The sequence below is a fragment of the Gluconobacter sp. P5B12 genome (assembly GCF_018812035.1).
Taxonomy (GTDB): Bacteria; Pseudomonadota; Alphaproteobacteria; order Acetobacterales; family Acetobacteraceae; genus Gluconobacter.
In genome coordinates, this window is record NZ_JACRVV010000007.1 from 26,985 (window position 1) to 45,109 (window position 18,125).

At 63.0% G+C, this 18,125-nt stretch carries 23 protein-coding genes; 20 read left to right on the top strand and 3 right to left on the bottom strand.

Features of this window, described 5'->3' with window-relative positions; genetic code table 11:
* Positions 1–230: 230 nt before the first annotated feature.
* Entirely contained in the window at positions 231–629 is a 399-nt protein-coding gene (locus KP702_RS12100) for a hypothetical protein (RefSeq protein ID WP_215769019.1), read from the bottom strand.
* Between KP702_RS12100 and KP702_RS12105 the strand changes: the two genes are divergently transcribed.
* The 9 genes from KP702_RS12105 to KP702_RS12140 all read left to right on the top strand — a co-directional run bounded on the left by KP702_RS12105 (position 628) and on the right by KP702_RS12140 (position 11,267).
* Positions 628–5,769, top strand: a complete 5,142-nt coding sequence (locus KP702_RS12105; RefSeq protein ID WP_215769020.1) for a DEAD/DEAH box helicase family protein — start codon at positions 628–630, stop codon at positions 5,767–5,769. The two genes, KP702_RS12100 and KP702_RS12105, sit on opposite strands and share 2 nt — an antisense overlap.
* Before the next feature lie 135 nt (positions 5,770–5,904).
* Positions 5,905–6,540: a hypothetical protein gene (locus KP702_RS12110; protein WP_215769021.1), complete on the top strand. Its 636-nt coding sequence runs from the start codon at positions 5,905–5,907 to the stop codon at positions 6,538–6,540.
* A complete protein-coding gene (locus KP702_RS12115) occupies positions 6,537–6,878 on the top strand; it encodes a hypothetical protein (RefSeq protein WP_215769022.1) in 342 nt (113 codons plus the stop codon). The genes KP702_RS12110 and KP702_RS12115 overlap by 4 nt, the downstream gene beginning before the upstream one ends.
* Positions 6,875–7,183: a hypothetical protein gene (locus KP702_RS12120; protein ID WP_211506990.1), complete on the top strand. Its 309-nt coding sequence runs from the start codon at positions 6,875–6,877 to the stop codon at positions 7,181–7,183. The genes KP702_RS12115 and KP702_RS12120 overlap by 4 nt, the downstream gene beginning before the upstream one ends.
* A gap of 188 nt (positions 7,184–7,371) precedes the next feature.
* Entirely contained in the window at positions 7,372–7,797 is a 426-nt protein-coding gene (locus KP702_RS12125) for a hypothetical protein (RefSeq protein WP_215769023.1), read from the top strand.
* Positions 7,798–7,853: 56 nt separating this feature from the next.
* Positions 7,854–9,713: a ParB N-terminal domain-containing protein gene (locus KP702_RS12130; RefSeq protein ID WP_215769024.1), complete on the top strand. Its 1,860-nt coding sequence runs from the start codon at positions 7,854–7,856 to the stop codon at positions 9,711–9,713.
* 89 nt (positions 9,714–9,802) lie between these two features.
* On the top strand, positions 9,803–10,411 hold the full coding sequence (locus KP702_RS12135) for a hypothetical protein (protein WP_211514230.1): 609 nt from the start codon (positions 9,803–9,805) through the stop codon (positions 10,409–10,411).
* A 42-nt stretch (positions 10,412–10,453) separates the two neighbouring features.
* Positions 10,454–10,582: a hypothetical protein gene (locus KP702_RS16420; RefSeq protein ID WP_256445525.1), complete on the top strand. Its 129-nt coding sequence runs from the start codon at positions 10,454–10,456 to the stop codon at positions 10,580–10,582.
* A 16-nt stretch (positions 10,583–10,598) separates the two neighbouring features.
* Positions 10,599–11,267: an LPD29 domain-containing protein gene (locus tag KP702_RS12140; RefSeq protein WP_211506986.1), complete on the top strand. Its 669-nt coding sequence runs from the start codon at positions 10,599–10,601 to the stop codon at positions 11,265–11,267.
* 51 nt (positions 11,268–11,318) lie between these two features.
* Here KP702_RS12140 and KP702_RS16250 read toward each other — a convergent pair whose 3' ends face one another.
* The gene (locus KP702_RS16250) at positions 11,319–11,513 is read right to left on the bottom strand and encodes a hypothetical protein (RefSeq protein WP_252348704.1); all 195 of its coding nucleotides are present in this window, start codon (positions 11,511–11,513) and stop codon (positions 11,319–11,321) included.
* A 21-nt stretch (positions 11,514–11,534) separates the two neighbouring features.
* Between KP702_RS16250 and KP702_RS12145 the strand changes: the two genes are divergently transcribed.
* The 6 genes from KP702_RS12145 (at position 11,535) to KP702_RS12170 (ending at position 14,175) form a co-directional block, all read left to right on the top strand.
* The gene (locus KP702_RS12145) at positions 11,535–11,951 is read left to right on the top strand and encodes a hypothetical protein (protein WP_252348705.1); all 417 of its coding nucleotides are present in this window, start codon (positions 11,535–11,537) and stop codon (positions 11,949–11,951) included.
* A gap of 22 nt (positions 11,952–11,973) precedes the next feature.
* A complete protein-coding gene (locus KP702_RS12150; protein WP_215769026.1) occupies positions 11,974–12,396 on the top strand; it encodes a hypothetical protein in 423 nt (140 codons plus the stop codon).
* Positions 12,397–12,651: 255 nt separating this feature from the next.
* A complete protein-coding gene (locus tag KP702_RS12155; protein ID WP_157774492.1) occupies positions 12,652–12,828 on the top strand; it encodes a hypothetical protein in 177 nt (58 codons plus the stop codon).
* 78 nt (positions 12,829–12,906) lie between these two features.
* Entirely contained in the window at positions 12,907–13,362 is a 456-nt protein-coding gene (locus KP702_RS12160) for a DUF3085 domain-containing protein (RefSeq protein ID WP_252348706.1), read from the top strand.
* 34 nt (positions 13,363–13,396) lie between these two features.
* On the top strand, positions 13,397–13,645 hold the full coding sequence (locus KP702_RS12165) for a hypothetical protein (RefSeq protein WP_215769027.1): 249 nt from the start codon (positions 13,397–13,399) through the stop codon (positions 13,643–13,645).
* 8 nt (positions 13,646–13,653) lie between these two features.
* Complete coding sequence (locus KP702_RS12170; protein ID WP_252348707.1) at positions 13,654–14,175, top strand: hypothetical protein; 522 nt, start codon at positions 13,654–13,656, stop codon at positions 14,173–14,175.
* Here KP702_RS12170 and KP702_RS12175 read toward each other — a convergent pair.
* Positions 14,157–14,675: a hypothetical protein gene (locus tag KP702_RS12175; RefSeq protein ID WP_215769029.1), complete on the bottom strand. Its 519-nt coding sequence runs from the start codon at positions 14,673–14,675 to the stop codon at positions 14,157–14,159. The genes KP702_RS12170 and KP702_RS12175 overlap by 19 nt on opposite strands.
* A gap of 283 nt (positions 14,676–14,958) precedes the next feature.
* On the opposite strand from KP702_RS12175, the gene KP702_RS12180 reads away from it, so the two are divergent.
* From KP702_RS12180 to KP702_RS12200, 5 genes are all read left to right on the top strand, one after another.
* A complete protein-coding gene (locus KP702_RS12180) occupies positions 14,959–15,198 on the top strand; it encodes a hypothetical protein (protein ID WP_062106941.1) in 240 nt (79 codons plus the stop codon).
* A gap of 94 nt (positions 15,199–15,292) precedes the next feature.
* Positions 15,293–15,538, top strand: coding sequence for a hypothetical protein (locus KP702_RS12185; RefSeq protein ID WP_215769030.1), 246 nt, complete (start codon positions 15,293–15,295; stop codon positions 15,536–15,538).
* An 80-nt stretch (positions 15,539–15,618) separates the two neighbouring features.
* A complete protein-coding gene (locus KP702_RS12190) occupies positions 15,619–16,446 on the top strand; it encodes a DNA/RNA non-specific endonuclease (protein WP_252348708.1) in 828 nt (275 codons plus the stop codon).
* Positions 16,443–16,709, top strand: a complete 267-nt coding sequence (locus tag KP702_RS12195) for a hypothetical protein (protein ID WP_194263260.1) — start codon at positions 16,443–16,445, stop codon at positions 16,707–16,709. The genes KP702_RS12190 and KP702_RS12195 overlap by 4 nt, the downstream gene beginning before the upstream one ends.
* Before the next feature lie 434 nt (positions 16,710–17,143).
* On the top strand, positions 17,144–18,115 hold the full coding sequence (locus KP702_RS12200; protein WP_215769032.1) for a DUF3991 and toprim domain-containing protein: 972 nt from the start codon (positions 17,144–17,146) through the stop codon (positions 18,113–18,115).
* The last annotated feature ends 10 nt before the right edge of the window (positions 18,116–18,125 follow it).

An 18,125-nucleotide genomic window follows, 5' to 3' on the forward strand; every position in this document is an offset into this window, starting at 1 on the left:
TGGGAAATAGTCGCCCGTCTTCGATCGTTACAGCACAGGTCGCACAAGACGCGGACAGTAAAAGAAGAAGAGGAAAGAAAAGGAAGGAAAGATGGGCAGGCACCACGGGATCGCCCTGTGCCGCAAGGGGTGGGTCCGTCCGTGTCCTCGCTGGCGCTGCGGGCCGGGCGGTCCCGACGCTGACGCGTCGCCCTTGCGGCCCAGAACGACGCCGCGCTCGCCGGAAAGGGTCAGAAAGGAGACAGCAGACGATGCCCGTCATGGCCCTTACACGCCCAACCCCCACACAGCAGTTCAGTCTGGTTCAGGCCCACCGCGAGGGCTGGACCATTCTCGAAGGCTGCGGCCCCGAGCACGCCGACACCCAGCTGCGCGGCGTGACCTGCTCGGACCAGAATGCCTGGTGGCAGGTCGCGCGACAGGCCCGTCAGGGATCCCCCTATCACCGTGAGGCCCTGTCGCGTCTGTCGTCCAGTGAGCGCGAGCAGATCTCCCTGCGCTTCGGTCCGCTGTGACCTGATCCGGAAGGCCCGAGCGCCTTTCTCCCAAACCCATCCTGTTTGTTTTCCGGCCCCCCGGTCTGCCCCCTCGCAGACCGGGCGCTGCCGCTTGTCCGGAGTTCCTCCCATGAGCAAGACCCAGCTCAGCTTTTTCGATACCTCAGCCCTTGGGGGCGGCAGCAATACCCTGTTATGGGGCGACCTGCCGGGAGACCGTGCGCTCGACGAGGCCGCATCCCTCGCAAAAGAAGCCGCCGCCGCTCCGGTTGTCGCCCCGAAGATCGATTTTCGCCTGTGCGGCACACGCGATCTGGCCCAGGGCTGGAAGGCGCGGGCGCGGGACAATCTCGCCGCCATCCGTCTCCTGACCGAACTGGAGACCGAGGGCCGCAATGCAACGCCCTCCGAACAGGCTTTGCTGGCGAAGTTTACGGGATTTGGAGCCGGGGAGCTGGCCAACAGTCTGTTCCCCCGTCCTGGCGAAGCCTTCCGTCAGGGCTGGGAAGAGATCGGGGTTCAGCTTGAGACGCTGACGAGCCAGCAGGAGCGGGCCGGACTGGCGCGGGCCACGCAGTACGCCCATTACACGCCGGAACTGATCGTGCATGCGCTCTGGGATCTGGTCGCGCAGATGGGGTTCCGCGGCGGACGTGCGCTGGAGCCGGGTTGCGGGACGGGTCTGTTCATGGGCGCGATCCCGGAGAAACTTGCCCCGAAGACGGCCTGGACGGCGATCGAGAACGACCCGCTCACGGCCCGCATCGCCCGCAAGCTGTTTCCGAACCAGTGGGTGCGGTCTGAGGACTTCACGACGGCGAAGATTGCCGAGCAGTTCGACCTCACGATTGGCAACCCGCCGTTCAGCAACCGCACGGTGCGCGGCACGGACGAGCTGGGGCGGCTTGGCCTGTCCCTGCATGACTACTTCATCGCACGCTCCGTCTCCCGCCTGCGTCCCGGTGCCATGGGTCTGTTTGTGACGTCACGCTGGACAATGGACAAGCGCGACGCCACAGCACGGCGCCACCTGTTCGAAACGGCGGACCTGGTCGGGGCGGTCCGCTTGCCGGCTGGCGCGATGCGCGACGATGCCGGGACCGACGTGGTGGTGGACGTGCTGGTCCTGCGCCGTCGTGAGATCGGAGACAGCCCAGGCGAAAGCGTCTGGCTGGACGTTGCGGATCTGCGCGACACGGACGAGGGGGAGGGACCGCTCAGCATCAACCGCTATTTCGTAGAGAACGGTCAGCAGGTGCTGGGTCGGCACGGCTGGACGAGCGGACAGTTCGGGCCGGAATACACCTGTGCGGCGAACCCGATGCTGATGCTCGACGATGCCCTGCCGAGCGCGCTTTCCCGTCTGGCCAGACTGGCACGCTTCCCGGTGCCGCAGACGTTCGATGTTGAGGCGCTGCGCGAAAGCCGCCGTGCGGATGTCGGCACGGCAGGGGAGGGGGCAAGCCTCAAGGAAGGCAGCTACCTGATCGAGAAGGGCGCGCTGCACCAGATCATCGACGGCCAGTCGGTGCCGGTGAAGGTCAAGAAAGGCGAGCAGAAGGACGGCATCTTCCAGAAGCACGCGCGCATCATCGAAGGCCTGATCCCCGTCCGCGATGCCGCCCGTGCGGTCCTGCGCGCGCAGGTGGAGAACCTGCCTTACAGTGCGCTCCAGGCGGACCTCAAGCGCGCCTACCAGACGTTCGTGCGCCAGTTCGGCCCGATCAACCTGACGATCACCAGCACGCGTGTTGATCCCAAAACCGGGGACGAGAGCACGACGCAGCGGCGTCCGAACCTCCAGCCCTTCTACGACGATCCGGATGTCTGGCTGGTCAGCTCGATCGAGGAGTACGACGAGGACCGGAAGATCGGCACACAGGGGCCGCTGTTCTCCGAGCGCGTGATCCAGGCGACGCTGGAGCCGGAGGTCCACAGCGCCCATGACGCGCTTGCGGTCTGCCTGCATGAGACGGGTGTGGTGGAGATCCCGCGCATTGCCGAGCTGCTGGGGCGGTCCGAGGACGAGGTCATCGCCGAGCTGGGGAGTGCCATCTATCTTGATGCCGGACGCAGCCAGCCCGGGCGCGATGTGTGGGTGCCAGCCGACGAGGCGCTGTCAGGCGCGGTGCGCACCAAACTGGCGGAGGCCCGCAAGGCGGCCGAGACCGATCCCCGCTTTGCCCGGACCGTGGCCGCGCTGGAAGAGGCCCAGCCCGAGGATCTGCGACCGAGCGACATTACGGCCCGTCTCGGGGCACCGTGGATCCCGACCACCGATATCGAGGGCTTCATTGCCGAGGTCATCGGGGTCGAAGCCGGGGTGTGGCATACGAAGGAGGTGGCGTCCTGGACCCTGGACAAGGGACCGTTCCGGGGCAAGGCGGAGGCGACGTCCGTCTGGGGCACCGAACGGCGTCCCGCAGGAGAGCTGATCGAGGATGCGCTCAATCAGGCCATTCCGCAGATCTGGGACACCTGGCGCGATGAGAACGGTGAGCACCGGCAGCTGAATGCGCAGGAGACCGAGGCCGCGAAGGAAAAGCTCGCCGCCATCAAGACGGCCTTCCAGACCTGGGTGTGGCAGGACCCGGAGCGCGCCGAACGTCTGGTACGGCTGTATAACGACACCTACAACAACCTCGTCCCCCGCGCATTCGACGGCGCGCATCTGCAGTTGCCCGGGGCCAGCACCACGATCCAGCTGCGCGCCCACCAGAAGCGGGTGGTCTGGCGCATCATCGCCACGGGCAACACCTACATGGCGCACGCCGTGGGATCGGGAAAGACCTTCTCGATGTGCGCGGCCATCATGGAGCAGCGCCGTCTCGGCCTGATCTCGAAGGCCATGGTTGTGGTGCCGGGACACTGTCTGGCGCAGATGGCCCGCGAGTTCCTGATGCTCTATCCGACCGCGAAAATCCTGGTCGCGGATGAGACGAACTTCGTGAAGGCCAAGCGCCAGCGCTTCCTCGCCCGTGCGGCCACGGGACAGTGGGATGCGATCATCATCACGCATGACGCCTTCAAGTTCATCCCGGTCGAAACCGCGTTTGAGCAGGCGATGATCGAGGCGCAGATCGCGTCTTACGAAAGCCTGCTGTGCGAGATCGACGCCGACGACCGCATCTCCCGCAAGCGCATCGAGCGCATGAAGGAGGGAATGAAAGCCAAGCTGGACGGGCTGGCCAGCCGCAAGGACGATCTGGTGCATCTCGGCGAGATCGGTATCGACCAGATCCTCGTGGATGAGGCGCAGCAGTTCCGGAAACTGAGCTTCGGCACGAACCAGTCCAGCCTCAAGGGGGTCGATCCGAATGGCAGCGGGCGGGCCTGGGATCTGTACGTCAAGGCCCGCTATCTCAGCCGTCTCAATCCCGGTCGCGAGCTTGTCATGGCCTCGGGTTCGCCGATTACGAACACTCTGGGCGAGATGTACAATGTGCAGCGCTTCCAGCAGATCGACGCCCTGATCGAGCGCGGCCTGCACGAGTTCGACGCCTGGGCCGCCAATTTCGGGGAGACCCGCACAGAGCTCGAGCTTCAGCCAAGCGGGCTGTACAAGCCTGTGACGCGGTTTGCGGAGTTCGTGAACGTGGCCGATCTGATGGCCATGTACCGGCATTTCGCGGATGTGGTGCAGCAGGACGATCTGCGCCAGTACGTAAAGCTGCCTGAAATCGCCACGGGCAGCCGCCAGATCATCGTCGCTGACAGCGGACCCGCCTTCCGCGATTACCAGAAGGACCTGGAAGCGCGGATCAAGGTGATCGAGGAGCGCAAGGGCAAGCCGCAGAAGGGTGAGGATATCATCCTGTCCGTGATCAACGATGCGCGTCACGCAGCGATTGATCTGCGCTTTGTCCGACCTTCGGAAGACAACGACACCAGCAACAAGCTGAACGTCATGATCGCGAGGGTCTTCGACATCTGGAAGGCGACGCGCGACAACCGCTACACCGATCCCGACACTGGCAAGCCGTATGACCTGCCCGGGGCCGTGCAGATGATCTTCTCGGATCTGGGCACGGAAGCGGCGCTGGAGAAACGGGGCTTCTCGGCCTATCTGTGGATCCGCGACGAGCTGATGCGGATGGGCGTGCCGCGCGACGAGATCGCGTTCATGCAGCACTACAAAAAGAGTGCGGCCAAGCAGGGGCTGTTCCGGGATCTCAATTCAGGGCGCAAACGCATCCTGATCGGCTCGAGTGCGACAATGGGCACGGGCGTCAACGCACAGCAGCGTCTGATTGCCCTGCACCATCTCGATGTGCCCTGGCTGGTGGCCGATATCATCCAGCGTGAGGGACGGATCGAACGCCAGGGCAACCAGAACCCCGTGATCCAGATTTACGCCTATGCCCTGAAGGGTTCGGTGGATGCCACAAACTGGCAGCTTCTGGAGCGCAAGCAGCGCTTCCTGTGTCTGGCCATGTCGGGAGACCGGTCGATCCGCCGTCTGGAGGATATCGGCGAGAGTGCGAACCAGTTTGCCATGGCGAAGGCACTCGCTTCGGGTGACGAGCGTCTGATGAAGAAGGCAGGACTGGAAGCAGAACTGGCCCGCCTGCGTCGCCTCAAGGCCGCCCATTATGACGACCAGTTCAACGTGCGTCGTGCGATCGAGCGGGCCGAGCGCGATCAGAGAACGGCGGAGGCGTTTATCCCGAAGATCCGGGCGGATATCGCGAAACGCCAGTCGACACGGGGCGAAGCGTTCCAGCTTGTGCGCAAGTCGGATGTGATGACCGAACGTCAGGATGCCGGCAAGTGGCTGATGGGTCAGGCGCGCACGGCCAAACGCGCAGAGACGAAGGGTCGGTGGACACTTGGCGAGATCGGCGGTTTTGAGCTGGTGTGCGAGACCTGGAGTTCGACCTTCATGGACCAGACCGAATGGGAGGCGACCATCGCGATCGTGGCCGAAGAGCGGATGATCGGGATCGACTTTGATCACGACACGGCCCCGCTTGGCTTTATCGCCCGCATCGAGAACACCCTGCTGCGCTTCGACAGCGAGCTTGCGGATGCGCAGCGGCTGCTTGCCGAGACGGAGCGCAAGCTGCCCGGCTACCGTGCCCGCGACGGGATGCCGTTCCGCGAGGCCGCTCTTCTGGAGGAGAAGGAAGAAGAGATGGCGTCTCTGGAGGCGGATCTGGCCGAAGATACAGCGCGTCGGGAGGCGGAGGCCGCCGAAGCGCTGGCCGCGATGGAAAGCCTGAGCGTCAACGACAATGGGGGAGAAGGAGAGGAGGAAGAAGCGGCAGCATAAGGAGAGGGGGAAGGGGCGGGCATGGCCCGCCCGGTGCGGCAAGGCTCAGGCCGGGCGCGCTGACGCGCGGCCTTGCCGCACCGGGCAGCCCCTGCATCCGCGAAGAGGTTGAAAGAGACATCAAAGGAAGAGAGCATGTCCTATCGTATCGTCTATGACCTCGCCGCCGTGCGACTTCCCGCAGAAACCCTGCGCCCTCATGTTGCCGATAGCAGCTTTTATGCCGATCAGTATCTGTTGATGGAGTTGGGTGGCGACAATAATGTCTATGAGGGCCGCGGGTCGCTCCGCGCGAGAAGCTGGTCCCTGATTGGCGCGGGACAGAGCTGGGAGATCATGCGCGAAGTCGTGCAGTATGCCGCCTCCTGTGAAGGTGGCGGAATGCGCTTCTCCGGTGCCAGCGAGACGCAGGCAGAAACCTATATCCGCAAGTGTCGGACTGTGTTGCGGGACGCTGTGGGCGCGCAGGCGCTTCTGGATCGGGGCATGACCTGCACAGGAAAATTCGCGCTCCGCCAGGGGCCGGTTTCGGCTTGGCTCCAGAAACGTGTGGACGAGCTCTCGACGATTAAGTCTCCGGAGAGGACAGGCGAAACTCCGGTGTGGTCCTGGCTGAACCTGCTGCGTGACCCGAAGGATGCAGCCATTTTTCTGGCATACTCCAATCTGGACGATGCGCCTGTCTATAATCGGGCGACAGTCCATGGACCGTGTCACGAGCGCCACTCCATCATGAGAGGCCTGACCCCATTCGTGGAGTGCGCGGCATGAGCCAGATGGACAAGGCCATCATTTCCAAGGTTCTGTGCGGTGTGAACGTGGAGATTTTCACCTATCCGAATGGTGAGGTGCTTCTGCGCACCGTGGACAGCTATCCCGTCAACGGGAATGACTGGCACGGGCCATATAAAGATGCGACCTGCGCAGAAGCCGATTTCGTGGACCGCAACGCGCAGCCCGTAATTACCCCAGAGGATCTGCAACGGGGCCGCCTGAATGGGACTATTGCCCAGACTCTTGAGGGCGTCGAGATGATGCTGACCATGGATCGCTGGACCGGGGGCAGTTGTCTGACGTCGTTCATTGTCAGACCCGAGGGGCAGGCATGAGCAAGGCCAAACCGTCACCCGCAGGCGTCGTCTGCCGGCACCTGGATCTCAGTACCGGGCATCTTCCAGTCGCTGAGCGCGATGCGTGCGAGCTTTATCTCAGAAGCGGAGGCACAGCAGGGCGAAGCTGCCTCGGCGGCCCTTATGGCTGGATGATTTATGTTCCCACCGAGGCGGAGGACGTGCCGCAGGACGTGTCTCCGGAACTGGCCGCCCTGATGGCTCAGGCCCGGGAGCAGGACTGCCATTACATCCACTTCGATCGGGATGGGTCGATCGACGAGGCGCTGCCTTTTTACGAGTAGCCGCTACCGCCGTGCCTGTCTCAGGACAGAGAGAAGGCGACGGGAAGAGAAACGGAAATGAGAGAGGGAGCCGCCACAGGTCGCGGCTCCGCGCAAGGCTCGGGCCTGGCGCGCTGACGCGCGGCCTTGCGCGAAGCCACGCCCCGTGCCCGCGCCGAGATCATCACGACAGAAAAAAGGAGAGCGGCGTGTCAGACCCGGCAGAACAACCCACGGCCGAAGTGGCTCTAAGAGCAAACCTGACACTGATCTTTGACGCGATGCGGACGCATGGCGTGAAGACTGTGAAAGTTGAGTACGAGGCCAAAGAAGGCTGGTGGACAACACTTCATGTGACAGCGGACGACAGCCCGGAACTGTTCGAAGACCTGTCCCTTGAGAAGGCCGTTGCAGCGCTTGGACCTGACCAGACGATTGCCCCTCTGTTTCCGAACACCTTTGACCTTGTGATCTGGCACTGCGTCGAAACGGTTATCCGGCGCGTGCAGGCCGATTACGACACCGATGAAGACGGATCTTACGGCACGGCCACGCTGACGCTGGAGACGCGACAGCTCGAGGTTGAGCACATCGAGCGTGTGGTCTCCCACCTCGCGCACAGCCTGACCGCCTGACGTCTCCCCCCCCACGACACCTTTTCCACACCCTTACGACATCACTGGAGCCCATCATGGACGAACTGCGCCTTGTCGATCCCAACACCCTGATCGCGAACCCGAACAATCCCCGTCAGACGAAGCCCGGTCAGGCGAGCATTCGTCAGCTGGCGCTGAATATCCGCGCAGTCGGGCTTGTCCATCCGCCGCGCGTGCGTGAGCTGGGGGACGGCAGCCTGATGATCATCGCGGGCCACCGACGGACGGAAGCGGCGATCTATGCGGGTCTGACGGAAATTCAGGTTCATGTCACGAAAGTCGATAACGGTCTTGATGATCTTGCGGCAACCAGTGAAAACATGATCCGCGAGGGCATGACCGAGCCGGACCAGTGGCGTGCCGTGACCCGGATGCGCGAAGAGCTTGGCTATACGGATCAGCAGCTGTGCATGGCGCTGATGATCACGCCTGCCTATCTCAAGGGCCTGTCTCTTCTGGCCAGACTGCATCCGCCGATCCTGCACGCCATCGAGATTGGCCGTGGCCCGGACCTGAAGGAGCGTCGGACACTGGCCCTGTCGTCGCTGGAAGATCAGGCGGCCGCCTGGGGCGAGATGTTCTCCGAGAGCGTCGAAGAGGGGGAGGACCCGGCCGGGTATCGTCTCAATGCCAAAGATCCGGATGATACCGTGAACTGGCGCGACTTCACCTGGCACCTGCAGCAGGACGAGTGGTACGCGCGGGATGCACGGTTTGATGATGCGCTGGCGCAAAAACATGGCGTTGTCTGGACCGAAGATCTGTTCGGGCAGGGCGCTGACGACAATCGCTATGTCACGGATGCCTCGGCGTTTCGGGCGGCGCAGGAAGACTGGATCGCCGAGCACCGCCCCGAAGGAACGCTCGTTGTTGAGACGGGCGAGTACGGCTCTCCGCTTCGACCAGAAGGCTACAACTTCGTCACGCGATGGATGGGCGAGCAGGACACGGATGTCGTCGGTTACTGGCTCAATCCGAACACGTTGAAGATCGAAGAGCGGACGTTCCGCTACACGGGTGAAGAAACCGTCCGCTCCGAACCGCGCGTGGTGGAGCAGACGCCGCCTCCGAAGAAGGAGCGCGCTGACATCTCCGGTACGGGTCTGAAGATGATCGGCTCTGTACGGACCCTCGCGCTGAAGAAGGCGCTGACGGCGAAAAGCGAAGACGCGGATCCGTGGGATCTGGTGGCCGGGCTGTTGCTCGCGCTGAATGCCAACAACGTCCATCTTTACGGCTGCGAAAGCAGCTCGCCTCAGGAGAACGCGGTGAAGACCGCCATGGAAGCGCTGTTTCCGGAGGGCGAGCTGGTGCGTGATGAAGCGCTGATCCGTCGGCACGCGCTGGATAGCCTCGCGGGCTTCATGAACTGCGAGGTCAGTATGCACTCCGGCTCCGGCATGGCAGCGGAACTGCTGGGCTGTCTGTTCGACGCGGACGCCCACATGCCGACCATGGCTGATGAGGCGTTCTTGAAGACTTATAGCAAGCCCGGCATCACCAAGGCGGTTCAGGCGCATGGTCTCGCGCCACTCAACACGGGCAAGGAGATGCGCGCTGCCCTACTGAATGCCGTGGGAGACGGACACTGGGTCCCGGAGGCCGCAGGTTTTGCGCAGGCGACTGGCGTCTGGACCGAGGAGGTTCGAAACAGGCAGGCCCGCCGCGCGAAATGGGCCGCCCTGAAAGACGATCTGGAAGACGAGGATGAAGACGGTCTGGAGTGCGCTGATCCGGAGGATCTGGAAGACGTGATGGACGAGGGCGGAGAAGACGCTGGCGATCCGGACGTCACGGAGGATGGGCCGACAGAAGCACCGGACCTCGTGGTGCCGCAGGAACTGGTGGCCATGCAGGCTGCCATGGGAGGGCGGCTGGAGATCCTTAGGATCTGAGGCAGCACGCGGCCACGTATAGACCTGACATCAGGCGGCACTCAGAAGAGCGCCGCCTTTTTTGTAAGCAGACAGAAGAAAGAGCCCCTATGGCAGACTACTTTTCGAGGTTCTCAGTGTTGATTCCGTTCCGGAGCGTTGAGGCGCGCGCCTGCGCGCTCGCGCTCCAGGACGCGCACAACGCACAATGGGGAAAGACCCAGCCATGCACCACCGAGCCTTTCTACTTTGGTGCAGAAGAGAAGCCTGCCGAGCCTGATGGAACGGCGCCTCTCTGGGTGAGCGATCAGGGCTGCGGTAATGAGGAGAGCGTGATCGCCTTTGTTCAGGAATGCGTCCGCCAGAAGCTGTGTGCCGGGAGCCGGTGGTCCTTTATTTGGAGCTATGACTGCAGCCGTCCCCGGCTGGATGCTTACGGCGGCGGTGCCTGTGTCATTGATCTTGAAACCGGGGAGCGCATCGCCTCGCTTGATCTCGCCGAGATGGCGGACGCGATTGCCAACGGAAATCGTGAGACCGTGCGTATCGATGTCGGGATGGCCGCGACGGCGCATGACGTGCTCTGTCTGGAAATGGCGGCGGCCAAGCGAAATGATGACCTTGCCGAAGATCTCAAAACGCTGACACCGATCGTGCAAGCCCTCAAGGCTGTGTCGGAGCGGAAGACCATAACCCTGAGCGGCTTCGGACCGGACTGAACAACAGGAAAAGAAGAGATTGAAAGAGGAGAGAGGGGCGGGGTGCCAGAGCCTGTCTGCCGCCGCAAGGGGTGGTGTCCTCGGCTGACGCCTGCGGGACCGACGCTGACGCGTCGCCCTTGCCCCGCCAGTCAGGCCCTGACCCCGGAGGGGACAGTTGAAGAGACATGAAGAGAAGGAGATCAGCATGTCCGAAGAGCCGACTGTCACCGTAGGCACCCGCGTCAGCACCATCCTGTACAACAGAGGCCGGGGCGTCGTGTCTGCGGTTCATGGCACGCCCCGCCCCGAGACAATCAGACGGCTTGCGGGTGGCTTCATCGCCGCGGGAGGCAATGCCAGCTTTGATATCGTCTTTGCCTGCGGGAGTATCAGCAAGAAGCTGCCCGAGAGCATTCTGCACGGCGTGCAGTGGACGATCTTCCACGACGAGCCCAAGGCAGGCCCGGAGGAAATTGCGCAGCTGCGCGCTCATGCCGAAGCGTGCCGTGCTGAAAAGCAGGCGCAGAAAGAGCAGGCCGAGGCAGCGCACGCGGCCGAAATCGAGCGCCTGCGCACCGATCCCGAGTACGCCCATCTGGAGCAGGGTTCGGACCAGAGCGGCGTACTGGCAGGAAAGAACATCCGCCGCCTGCTGAAAGCCGCCCTGCCACACCACACGTTCCGGGTGCGCAAATCCTCCTACGGGTCCGTGTCGATCAGCTGCAACGACCCGCTGGACGATGCGGCGCAGGAGACCGTTTCCGACATCAGAAAGCGCTTCAGATCCGGGTTCTATGACCAAGTGACGGATTGTCACTCCAAGAGCCGGAGCCCCTGGCAGGAGGTGTTCGGCAGCGCCGAATACGTCTTCTGACCCCGTCTTACCCCGTCACAGTTCTTCCAGGCTGCCGCGAGGCGGCCTTTGTCATATCTGGAGATCGACATGGCTTTCTTTACGCTCAGCGCTACGCCCGCCACCGCAAAACGTGAGGGCTACTTCACCAGCACCACGATGGCGCTCATGTCCCATCTTGGTGAGCGCCGCATCGTCGAGGCGAAGTCGGTGGATGGCCTCAAACCGCTCATCCTGAGCTTCGGCCGCGACACCGCGCTTCAGCATCCTGGTCGGTCATTCAAGGTCATGGTTACGGTCAATCGTGGCAGCCGCAAGCCGCGCGGCTTCGACGCGGCTTATGATTCAGAGGAGCTTGGCACCTCCGAATGGCTCGAGACCACGATTGCAGATCCGGTACCCCACGAGGGCACGCCAGGTGTGGCCTCATGGGGAACACGCTACACGCCGTTCCGCATGGACGGTGCAGAGCCGCGCGAGGCTTCGCTCACCGAGGCCGAACGCCTGTCTGACGGCGGCCATCTCGGCTTCAAGGGATGGGCCGCGGAAGTTGCAGCCTGTCTCGAGACCATTGGCGCGCCTGCGGCTGCTTTGGGCAGCGAGACCCGGGACGCTCTGGTGTCGCGCTATCGCGCCCACCAGCATCCTGCCCTGGCCGCCGCCGTCCTGATCGCAGCTTCGCTAGCGGATCCGCTGGCGGCCTGAGGCCAATGCAGGGGAGCGGTTGATGTCTCCCCTGCCAGATCCAACAGTTCAAAAGACGAGCGAGTTTTCCATGGTCGATGAAAACCTTCTCCAGATCGAGACCTGCCTTCTGGATCGTCGCAAGGTTCATCTTGGCGTTGCACCGGATGGGCGTGTCTATCTGCGCGTGACGTCGTTCTGGCCGAAAGAGGCCGCCCGGCACTGGCACGGCCCCTATTCGGACCGACAGGCGGCGGAGACGGATTTCCGAACCCGGACGCAGCCGCCACGCGTCACGCGCGCCCAGATCGCCGAGGCGAGCCGCCGCGGGGAGCATGGCACGGTCGAGGGTGTTCCCATGATCGTCCTGAGACATCGCTGGACGGGCCACCTGACCCTAACGGCCTATCAGCTGGTGGATGAGGCGGAGCAGACGCAGTCCGCGCGCCAAAGTGGACACATCTGAACTCCGTATCGTCATCCTCGAGATCCGGGCGAAGGAAGAGCAGGAAGAAGAGAGAGGGAAAAAAGCAGAAGGAGAGAGGGGCAGCACAGGCTGTCTGCGCTGGCAAAGGGTGGGTCTCCACGCGTCCTCGCCCTGACGGGCTCCGGGTCGTGGAGATCCCGCCGCTGCGCGGCGCCTGTGCCATCGCAGCCATCCTGTGCCTGTGCCGGAGAAGTCATCAGAGAAAAGAGATGACGGCAACAGGAGTGACCTTTCATGCAGATTTCCCAGCAGACCCTTCAGGACATCAAGGACGTTGCCGGACTGGCCGGTGGGGTCTTCGGCTTTCTCGCCCTGGTCTTCGCCTTTACGTGCCTGCCGAGCTTTCTGGCGGGCCCGGTGCCCCATCATTATCTCGCCTCCGCCTCCCACACGACCCACGGTCGGGGCTGAAGCCTCCACGTCTCCGAATGCCCCCACGCCCCGCCATCGTGCGGGGTTTTTTCATTTCTGATCCGAGGAAAGTATCCCATGATCGTCACTTTCGACCGCGCGCTGATCGAGCACCTTCTCGCCCATGCCGAGGCCGCGTCCGAGCGCCGTGCCACGCTGACGCAGCTCTTTGACAAGAGCCTGCGCAAGCCCGGGCACGGCGCGCGCGAATGGGGCCGTCAGGACGACGTCGATCCTGCAAAGATCCCTGCGGGTCTGTGGCTGGTTGGAGATCACGGGATCTACATGATGTCGAACGGGCTTCCCCTTCTGCCGTCCGATGACGGTCAGAAGCCCAATCTGTGCGCGTATGCACGCGAAGCGGACCCGGCACAGAACGCGGGCAGGGCTCATGACGTCAAACGCCAGGCTTTTGGCGGGGATGACGGATGCGAGTTCCTGGAGGCGACGCTTGTGCGGCAGGCCCTCAGGCAGGCCTCAGGCGACACACTGCGCATGACCATCACCCCGGAAACCCTCGAATTTCTGGCCTGACCGGCCGTCCTTGAAATCCTTCAGGAGAAGAAAAATGTCCGAAGCGACGCCTGACACGGTGTCTCAGGGGCCGGTGTCCCGCGACCAGATCTGGGCCTCGGCCGTGGCTGTGGCGGCTGACAGCGTGGAGCAGCTGAGACGCTGCGACGTCGACCGCGTCGTCTCCCTTGTGGACGCGGCGGATCGCACCGCACTGACGGGCTGGCTGATCGCGCGGCGGCCCGATCTTGCCGGCGCTGTCGCGGAGGCTCTGTCCGCGCTCGCGCAGGAGGCCTACGCATGAGCCTGCTGTTGCCACACCTGCGGCGCGTCCGCATTGAGGCCGAGGGCCTGACGGCCACCCAGTGGAGCTCCCCGCAGGACAAGGCGAAACTGGCCAATGCAATCCTCGCTTTTGTTGCGAAAGGATTGCCGGAGGAGGGGTTCAACAAGGCGCTGTACCAGCGCGTCAGCCAGATGTGGGGGTTTATCGCCTGCTTTAACCGGAACGGCTGTGCGGGCCGGTATTTCAGCACAACGCAGGGGCGTCTCGCCTTCCTCGATCAGATCATCGCGCGTGGCGGGATCGGCGATCCCGCCTGGACCTGGTCAGACGTGGAAAGCCGGATCGCGGCTCTTCTGGTCGAGCATCAGGTGCCGGACCTGTACCGCGCCGAACTGCGCCAGGAGACTGTTCGAGGCGAACAGGCGCTGTTGCGCAGATTGCTCGACCGTCACGGCGTGCCGGCCGATCATGCAGGCCGCATCTCACTGGCTCCGGCGTTGGCTGCGACCCTGTCCCGGCAGCAGCCTGTTCAGATGGGTCTGCTCTGACACGTTGCGCTGTCCGTAACGGCGCAGGAGTCCGGATCGTCGATCAGTCCCTGAACGACCTCCCATCCGCCCAGAATATTCTGGGCCGTCTCCCAGGCGACGATCTCGGCGCGCAGCGCCTGCGCAAGATCGTCATAGATGCCGTCGCGCTGCGGATCTTCGATCTCGCGCCGCTCCGCCTGTTCTGTGAGAGACCGTGCGTCGGAAACCCGGTCGAGTGCCCGACCGACCAGAAGCGTCAGCCAGTCAGACGCCATGCGCTGACGCCCCTCCCGCGTGTCGGGCAAGGGCGTGGCTCCGAAAATCTGTCGCGCCCTCTCACGGCCGAACGCGCGGAGGCGCTCAACCTGTCGGGGCGGTGTCACGCCGCGGATTTCTGCAAGCGACCGCAACTGCGTCTCGGGCAGGATTGCATCGGTGAGCGCGTCCAGGATTGGCGCACGACGCCGCTCCTGTGGAAAGCGGATCACCGTGCCAGTCTGATCTGTCTGTGCGCTCATCGGCGTCCTCCTGTCGTTGTGGCGTAAGCGTAAAGCGGGCCACAAATATAAGTCAACAAAAACAATGAGATACCGGCCTTATTAGGCCCTCGCGAAAACCTCTTGGGGACTGAAAAGAGACGCGCGGTAAGGAGAAAGAGGAGGGAGGGAAGGGGGCTCTCATGGGGCAGGCGTCGCAGCAAGGGTGCGTCGCTCCGCTCCCGGCGCACAGCGCCGCCCTTGCCACGCCGCCCGCCCCACGAGGCTGCCGATCGGGAACGAAATAAACCGAGAGAGGCAGAGCATGTCCAAGCGCAGGAAAACAGATCTGACAGCAGCCCGTAAAAAGGCAGAGGTCTTTGGGCCGGATACGGTTCTCTTCGCAGACCTTGAACTTGGGGAAGCCTTCCGCATGGCTGGGGCAGAGCTGGGAGCCGTGTATCGAAAGGTTCGCCGCAACCACTACATGCACGACGGAAAGCGATGCCTTGCGAGCGACGGTCGTGCTGTCAAGCGCGCTTCCCTGCCTGGGACGGAAGACTGAGAGAAGGCCTCCTGATCCTGGCCGCCCTCCACTGACATCAGGGCCGCAGCGCGGCCCGCATCCGGCAAAAAACATACAAGAAAGGAACCGCATCGTGCAGGTCCAGACCCTCACAGCTTCGTCCAGTTTTCTTCCCGCGCTTGAGGCGCCCGTCTTTCACCGCGCCGTCTCGGCAGGCCAGACCATCGGTCGCGCACGGCGCTTTTACGCGGAAGCCGATCACCTGGTTGATGACGCGAATGACGTCCGTCTAGGCGCGGCGTTACGCGCCGCACTGCGCCGTGACGCCAGCGCAGCCCATCGTTCGGCACAGCGCACGCTTCTGAGTGTCTCCCATTGACAGCCGCGAACCTGCACTCACAACAGGCCGTGTCATCCTGGCATGCACACCACAGGCATCCGGGAGGAAAGGGAATGGCGATGCGACACCACAGAACGGGGCTTGCCCTGAGCGCCCTGTTCTGGGCCACCGCAAGTCAGGCGGCACCGGCCGGGTGTGCCGAGTTTGGCGGAGACGGCCAGCTTCCGGTTCTGACCAACGAGGCGCTTGGGCAGCAGACCGTGCTTCTGTGCAATGACGCCTTTGCGGTCCTGCATTCGGGCATCAGTCATGGCCCCCTGTGGACGGCAGAGCATCTGACCGAGGAAGACCTGGAACGCAGCATGCAGATCGGCCGGGTTGTCCGGTTCTTTCATGCAGATCCCCGTCTGTCCTTTGAGGACCGGGCCGAGCTGAGCGATTACCACGCGTCGGATTATGACCGCGGACATATGGTGTGCTCGGGTGATGAACCCAGCCTGAGGGCTCAGGAGCAGAGTTTTGCTCTGTCCAATGTCGTCCCTCAGACCCCGGAGCTGAATGAAGGCCTCTGGACGGGTGTGGAAATGGCGGTGCGTCGTCTCGCACAGCGCGAAGGCGAGCTTTACGTCGTGACTGGTCCGGCGTTCGAAGCGTCGGTTAAGACCATCGGATCGCATCGGGTTTTTGTTCCGTCGGCGACCTGGAAGGCTATTTACGATCCTGCCGAAGACGGAGCGGGCGCGTATTACTGCCAAAACAGCAGCCAGCCGACCTGTACGATCATCAGCATCGGCGCGTTGACCCAGGCAACGGGTGTGGATCCGTTCCCCTCTCTTCCCGATGAGATCCGTCAGACTGCCATGACGCTGCCTCATCCTCTGAAAAGTCCTTATACTGTTCGCATCCGACCTGCCGTTGGCAGTCCTGTGCTGGAGATCATGCCATGAGCTTCATTCCTTTTCTGGACGCCGGCGAAAGCGTTCAGATTGATGATCTGACGATCGAGAACGGGGAGGAACGCATAGCCGTGTACGGGCGCCTCGAAATCCGCAGGGACCGCATCGGCCTGCAGGATATTCAGGCGTTGAAGGCTCAGGTTGATGCCATTGCCCGCGAGCTCGAGGGATCGGCCCATCTTCCCGAGCGGGTGCGGAGCGCACAGCAGATGAGCGTGATGGCCAGTCCCTTCACGGATCGGAACTGTGCCTGACGGCTTGGGAGCTTCTGACGGGAAAGGTCTGGAGTGCCACAAGCCTCACTCCGGACAAGACGACCTTCCACCCCAGCTTCCTCCGCGCCCTTCGGTTGCTCCGTGCAGCCGGGTCCCCTGAGAAGGCATCCTGTCCTGCGCTGCGTTTGTGACGGACCTGAAAGTGTCGGGACGAAAGGCGTCGCTGCGCTTGCTTTCGCCCCTTTTGCCTCCGGCACGGGTCGAACGAAAGGCTTGTTTAAGTATTCGTTAAGTTTGTGGCGATGATGTTTGTATATAGCAAAGTAACGGCAAATAAAACCCGATTAAACCGCAGAAGACCGCCGTTTTCACTTGCAATATTTGCGGATTTTTCCTAAATTAAACCCAGATCACAGGGGCGTTGAGGCCGGTTCTGACCGTTGCGCCGTCCCGAAACGAAAAGGATGACGATCATGGCACGCTTTGAGCCGTTCAGACTGTCTGACAACGACCGGACCGATATCGTCAAAGGTGTCTCCTGTGCTCTCCTGCTTGAGCGCCATGGCTATCTTCTCGACAAGCCCGAAAGCACGCGCAACGCTCTGAAGTACCGGGCGGGCAAGGGTGAGACGATCATTGTCAACCATGAAGGCCGCGGCTGGTGGGATACGGGATCGGACGAAAAAGGGGATGTGTTCTCCCTGATCCAGCGCCTGACACCCGGTCTGAAGTTTCATGAGGCCTGCACTGCGCTGGGTCAGCTGGTGGGCATTGCGCCAAAGGGGGCAGAATATGTCCGTGAGCGTCAGGCCAAAACGCCAGATGCTGCCCCGGCTGAGCGCTGGCATGGCAAGAAGGAACTGACATCCGGCACAAAGGTGTGGGCGTACCTTACAGAGGAGCGCGGCCTTCCGGAGTGGGTTCTGCGTCGGGCCATCATGACCGGCTGCATCCGGGACGGCTATCACGCCGCATGGTTCGGCCACCGGGATGCCAAGGGGACCATCTGTGGTGCGGAACTGCGCGGTCCGGACACCAAGGGCATGTGTCTGTCGGGTACGGTCAAAACGCTGTTCCGGTTTCAGCCCGGCCTTGCGCGCACGGTCCGTCGTCTGGTGGTGAGTGAATCCGCCATTGATGCCCTGTCCTATGCCGCCCTCGACAGTGAGCGCACGCGCGAAACCCTGTACTGCTCGACCGCAGGCGGCATGGGACCGGAGACGGTCGAAGCCCTCACGGCCGAACTGACTGAGATGGCAAAAGATCCGGCAGCCGTTCTGGTGGCCGCAACCGATCATGATGAAGCCGGCAACCGCTACGCCGCGCGCCTGGCAGAGCTGGGCCGAGAAGCCGGTGTCCGTGTGATCCGCCGTATTCCCCACGGGGGCTGCAAAGATTTCAACGACGCCCTGAAGACTGTTGTGGCCGCCGCCCGCGCTGCCTGAGGAGAGACTG

What these genes read in the sequence shown, in the direction of transcription:
- KP702_RS12200 (WP_215769032.1), top strand. Translation starts at nt 17,144, where the DNA reads ATGGCACGCTTTGAGCCGTTCAGACTGTCTGACAACGACCGGACCGAT.
- KP702_RS12135 (WP_211514230.1), top strand. Translation starts at nt 9,803, where the DNA reads ATGGCAGACTACTTTTCGAGGTTCTCAGTGTTGATTCCGTTCCGGAGC.
- KP702_RS12140 (WP_211506986.1), top strand. Translation starts at nt 10,599, where the DNA reads ATGTCCGAAGAGCCGACTGTCACCGTAGGCACCCGCGTCAGCACCATC.
- KP702_RS12155 (WP_157774492.1), top strand. Translation starts at nt 12,652, where the DNA reads ATGCAGATTTCCCAGCAGACCCTTCAGGACATCAAGGACGTTGCCGGA.
- KP702_RS12120 (WP_211506990.1), top strand. Translation starts at nt 6,875, where the DNA reads ATGAGCAAGGCCAAACCGTCACCCGCAGGCGTCGTCTGCCGGCACCTG.
- KP702_RS16250 (WP_252348704.1), bottom strand. Translation starts at nt 11,513, where the DNA reads ATGCTGAAGCGCGGTGTCGCGGCCGAAGCTCAGGATGAGCGGTTTGAG.
- KP702_RS12180 (WP_062106941.1), top strand. Translation starts at nt 14,959, where the DNA reads ATGTCCAAGCGCAGGAAAACAGATCTGACAGCAGCCCGTAAAAAGGCA.
- KP702_RS12160 (WP_252348706.1), top strand. Translation starts at nt 12,907, where the DNA reads ATGATCGTCACTTTCGACCGCGCGCTGATCGAGCACCTTCTCGCCCAT.
- KP702_RS12110 (WP_215769021.1), top strand. Translation starts at nt 5,905, where the DNA reads ATGTCCTATCGTATCGTCTATGACCTCGCCGCCGTGCGACTTCCCGCA.
- KP702_RS12115 (WP_215769022.1), top strand. Translation starts at nt 6,537, where the DNA reads ATGAGCCAGATGGACAAGGCCATCATTTCCAAGGTTCTGTGCGGTGTG.
- KP702_RS12195 (WP_194263260.1), top strand. Translation starts at nt 16,443, where the DNA reads ATGAGCTTCATTCCTTTTCTGGACGCCGGCGAAAGCGTTCAGATTGAT.
- KP702_RS12190 (WP_252348708.1), top strand. Translation starts at nt 15,619, where the DNA reads ATGCGACACCACAGAACGGGGCTTGCCCTGAGCGCCCTGTTCTGGGCC.
- KP702_RS12150 (WP_215769026.1), top strand. Translation starts at nt 11,974, where the DNA reads ATGTCTCCCCTGCCAGATCCAACAGTTCAAAAGACGAGCGAGTTTTCC.
- KP702_RS12165 (WP_215769027.1), top strand. Translation starts at nt 13,397, where the DNA reads ATGTCCGAAGCGACGCCTGACACGGTGTCTCAGGGGCCGGTGTCCCGC.
- KP702_RS12130 (WP_215769024.1), top strand. Translation starts at nt 7,854, where the DNA reads ATGGACGAACTGCGCCTTGTCGATCCCAACACCCTGATCGCGAACCCG.
- KP702_RS12175 (WP_215769029.1), bottom strand. Translation starts at nt 14,675, where the DNA reads ATGAGCGCACAGACAGATCAGACTGGCACGGTGATCCGCTTTCCACAG.
- KP702_RS12100 (WP_215769019.1), bottom strand. Translation starts at nt 629, where the DNA reads ATGGGAGGAACTCCGGACAAGCGGCAGCGCCCGGTCTGCGAGGGGGCA.
- KP702_RS12145 (WP_252348705.1), top strand. Translation starts at nt 11,535, where the DNA reads ATGGTTACGGTCAATCGTGGCAGCCGCAAGCCGCGCGGCTTCGACGCG.
- KP702_RS12105 (WP_215769020.1), top strand. Translation starts at nt 628, where the DNA reads ATGAGCAAGACCCAGCTCAGCTTTTTCGATACCTCAGCCCTTGGGGGC.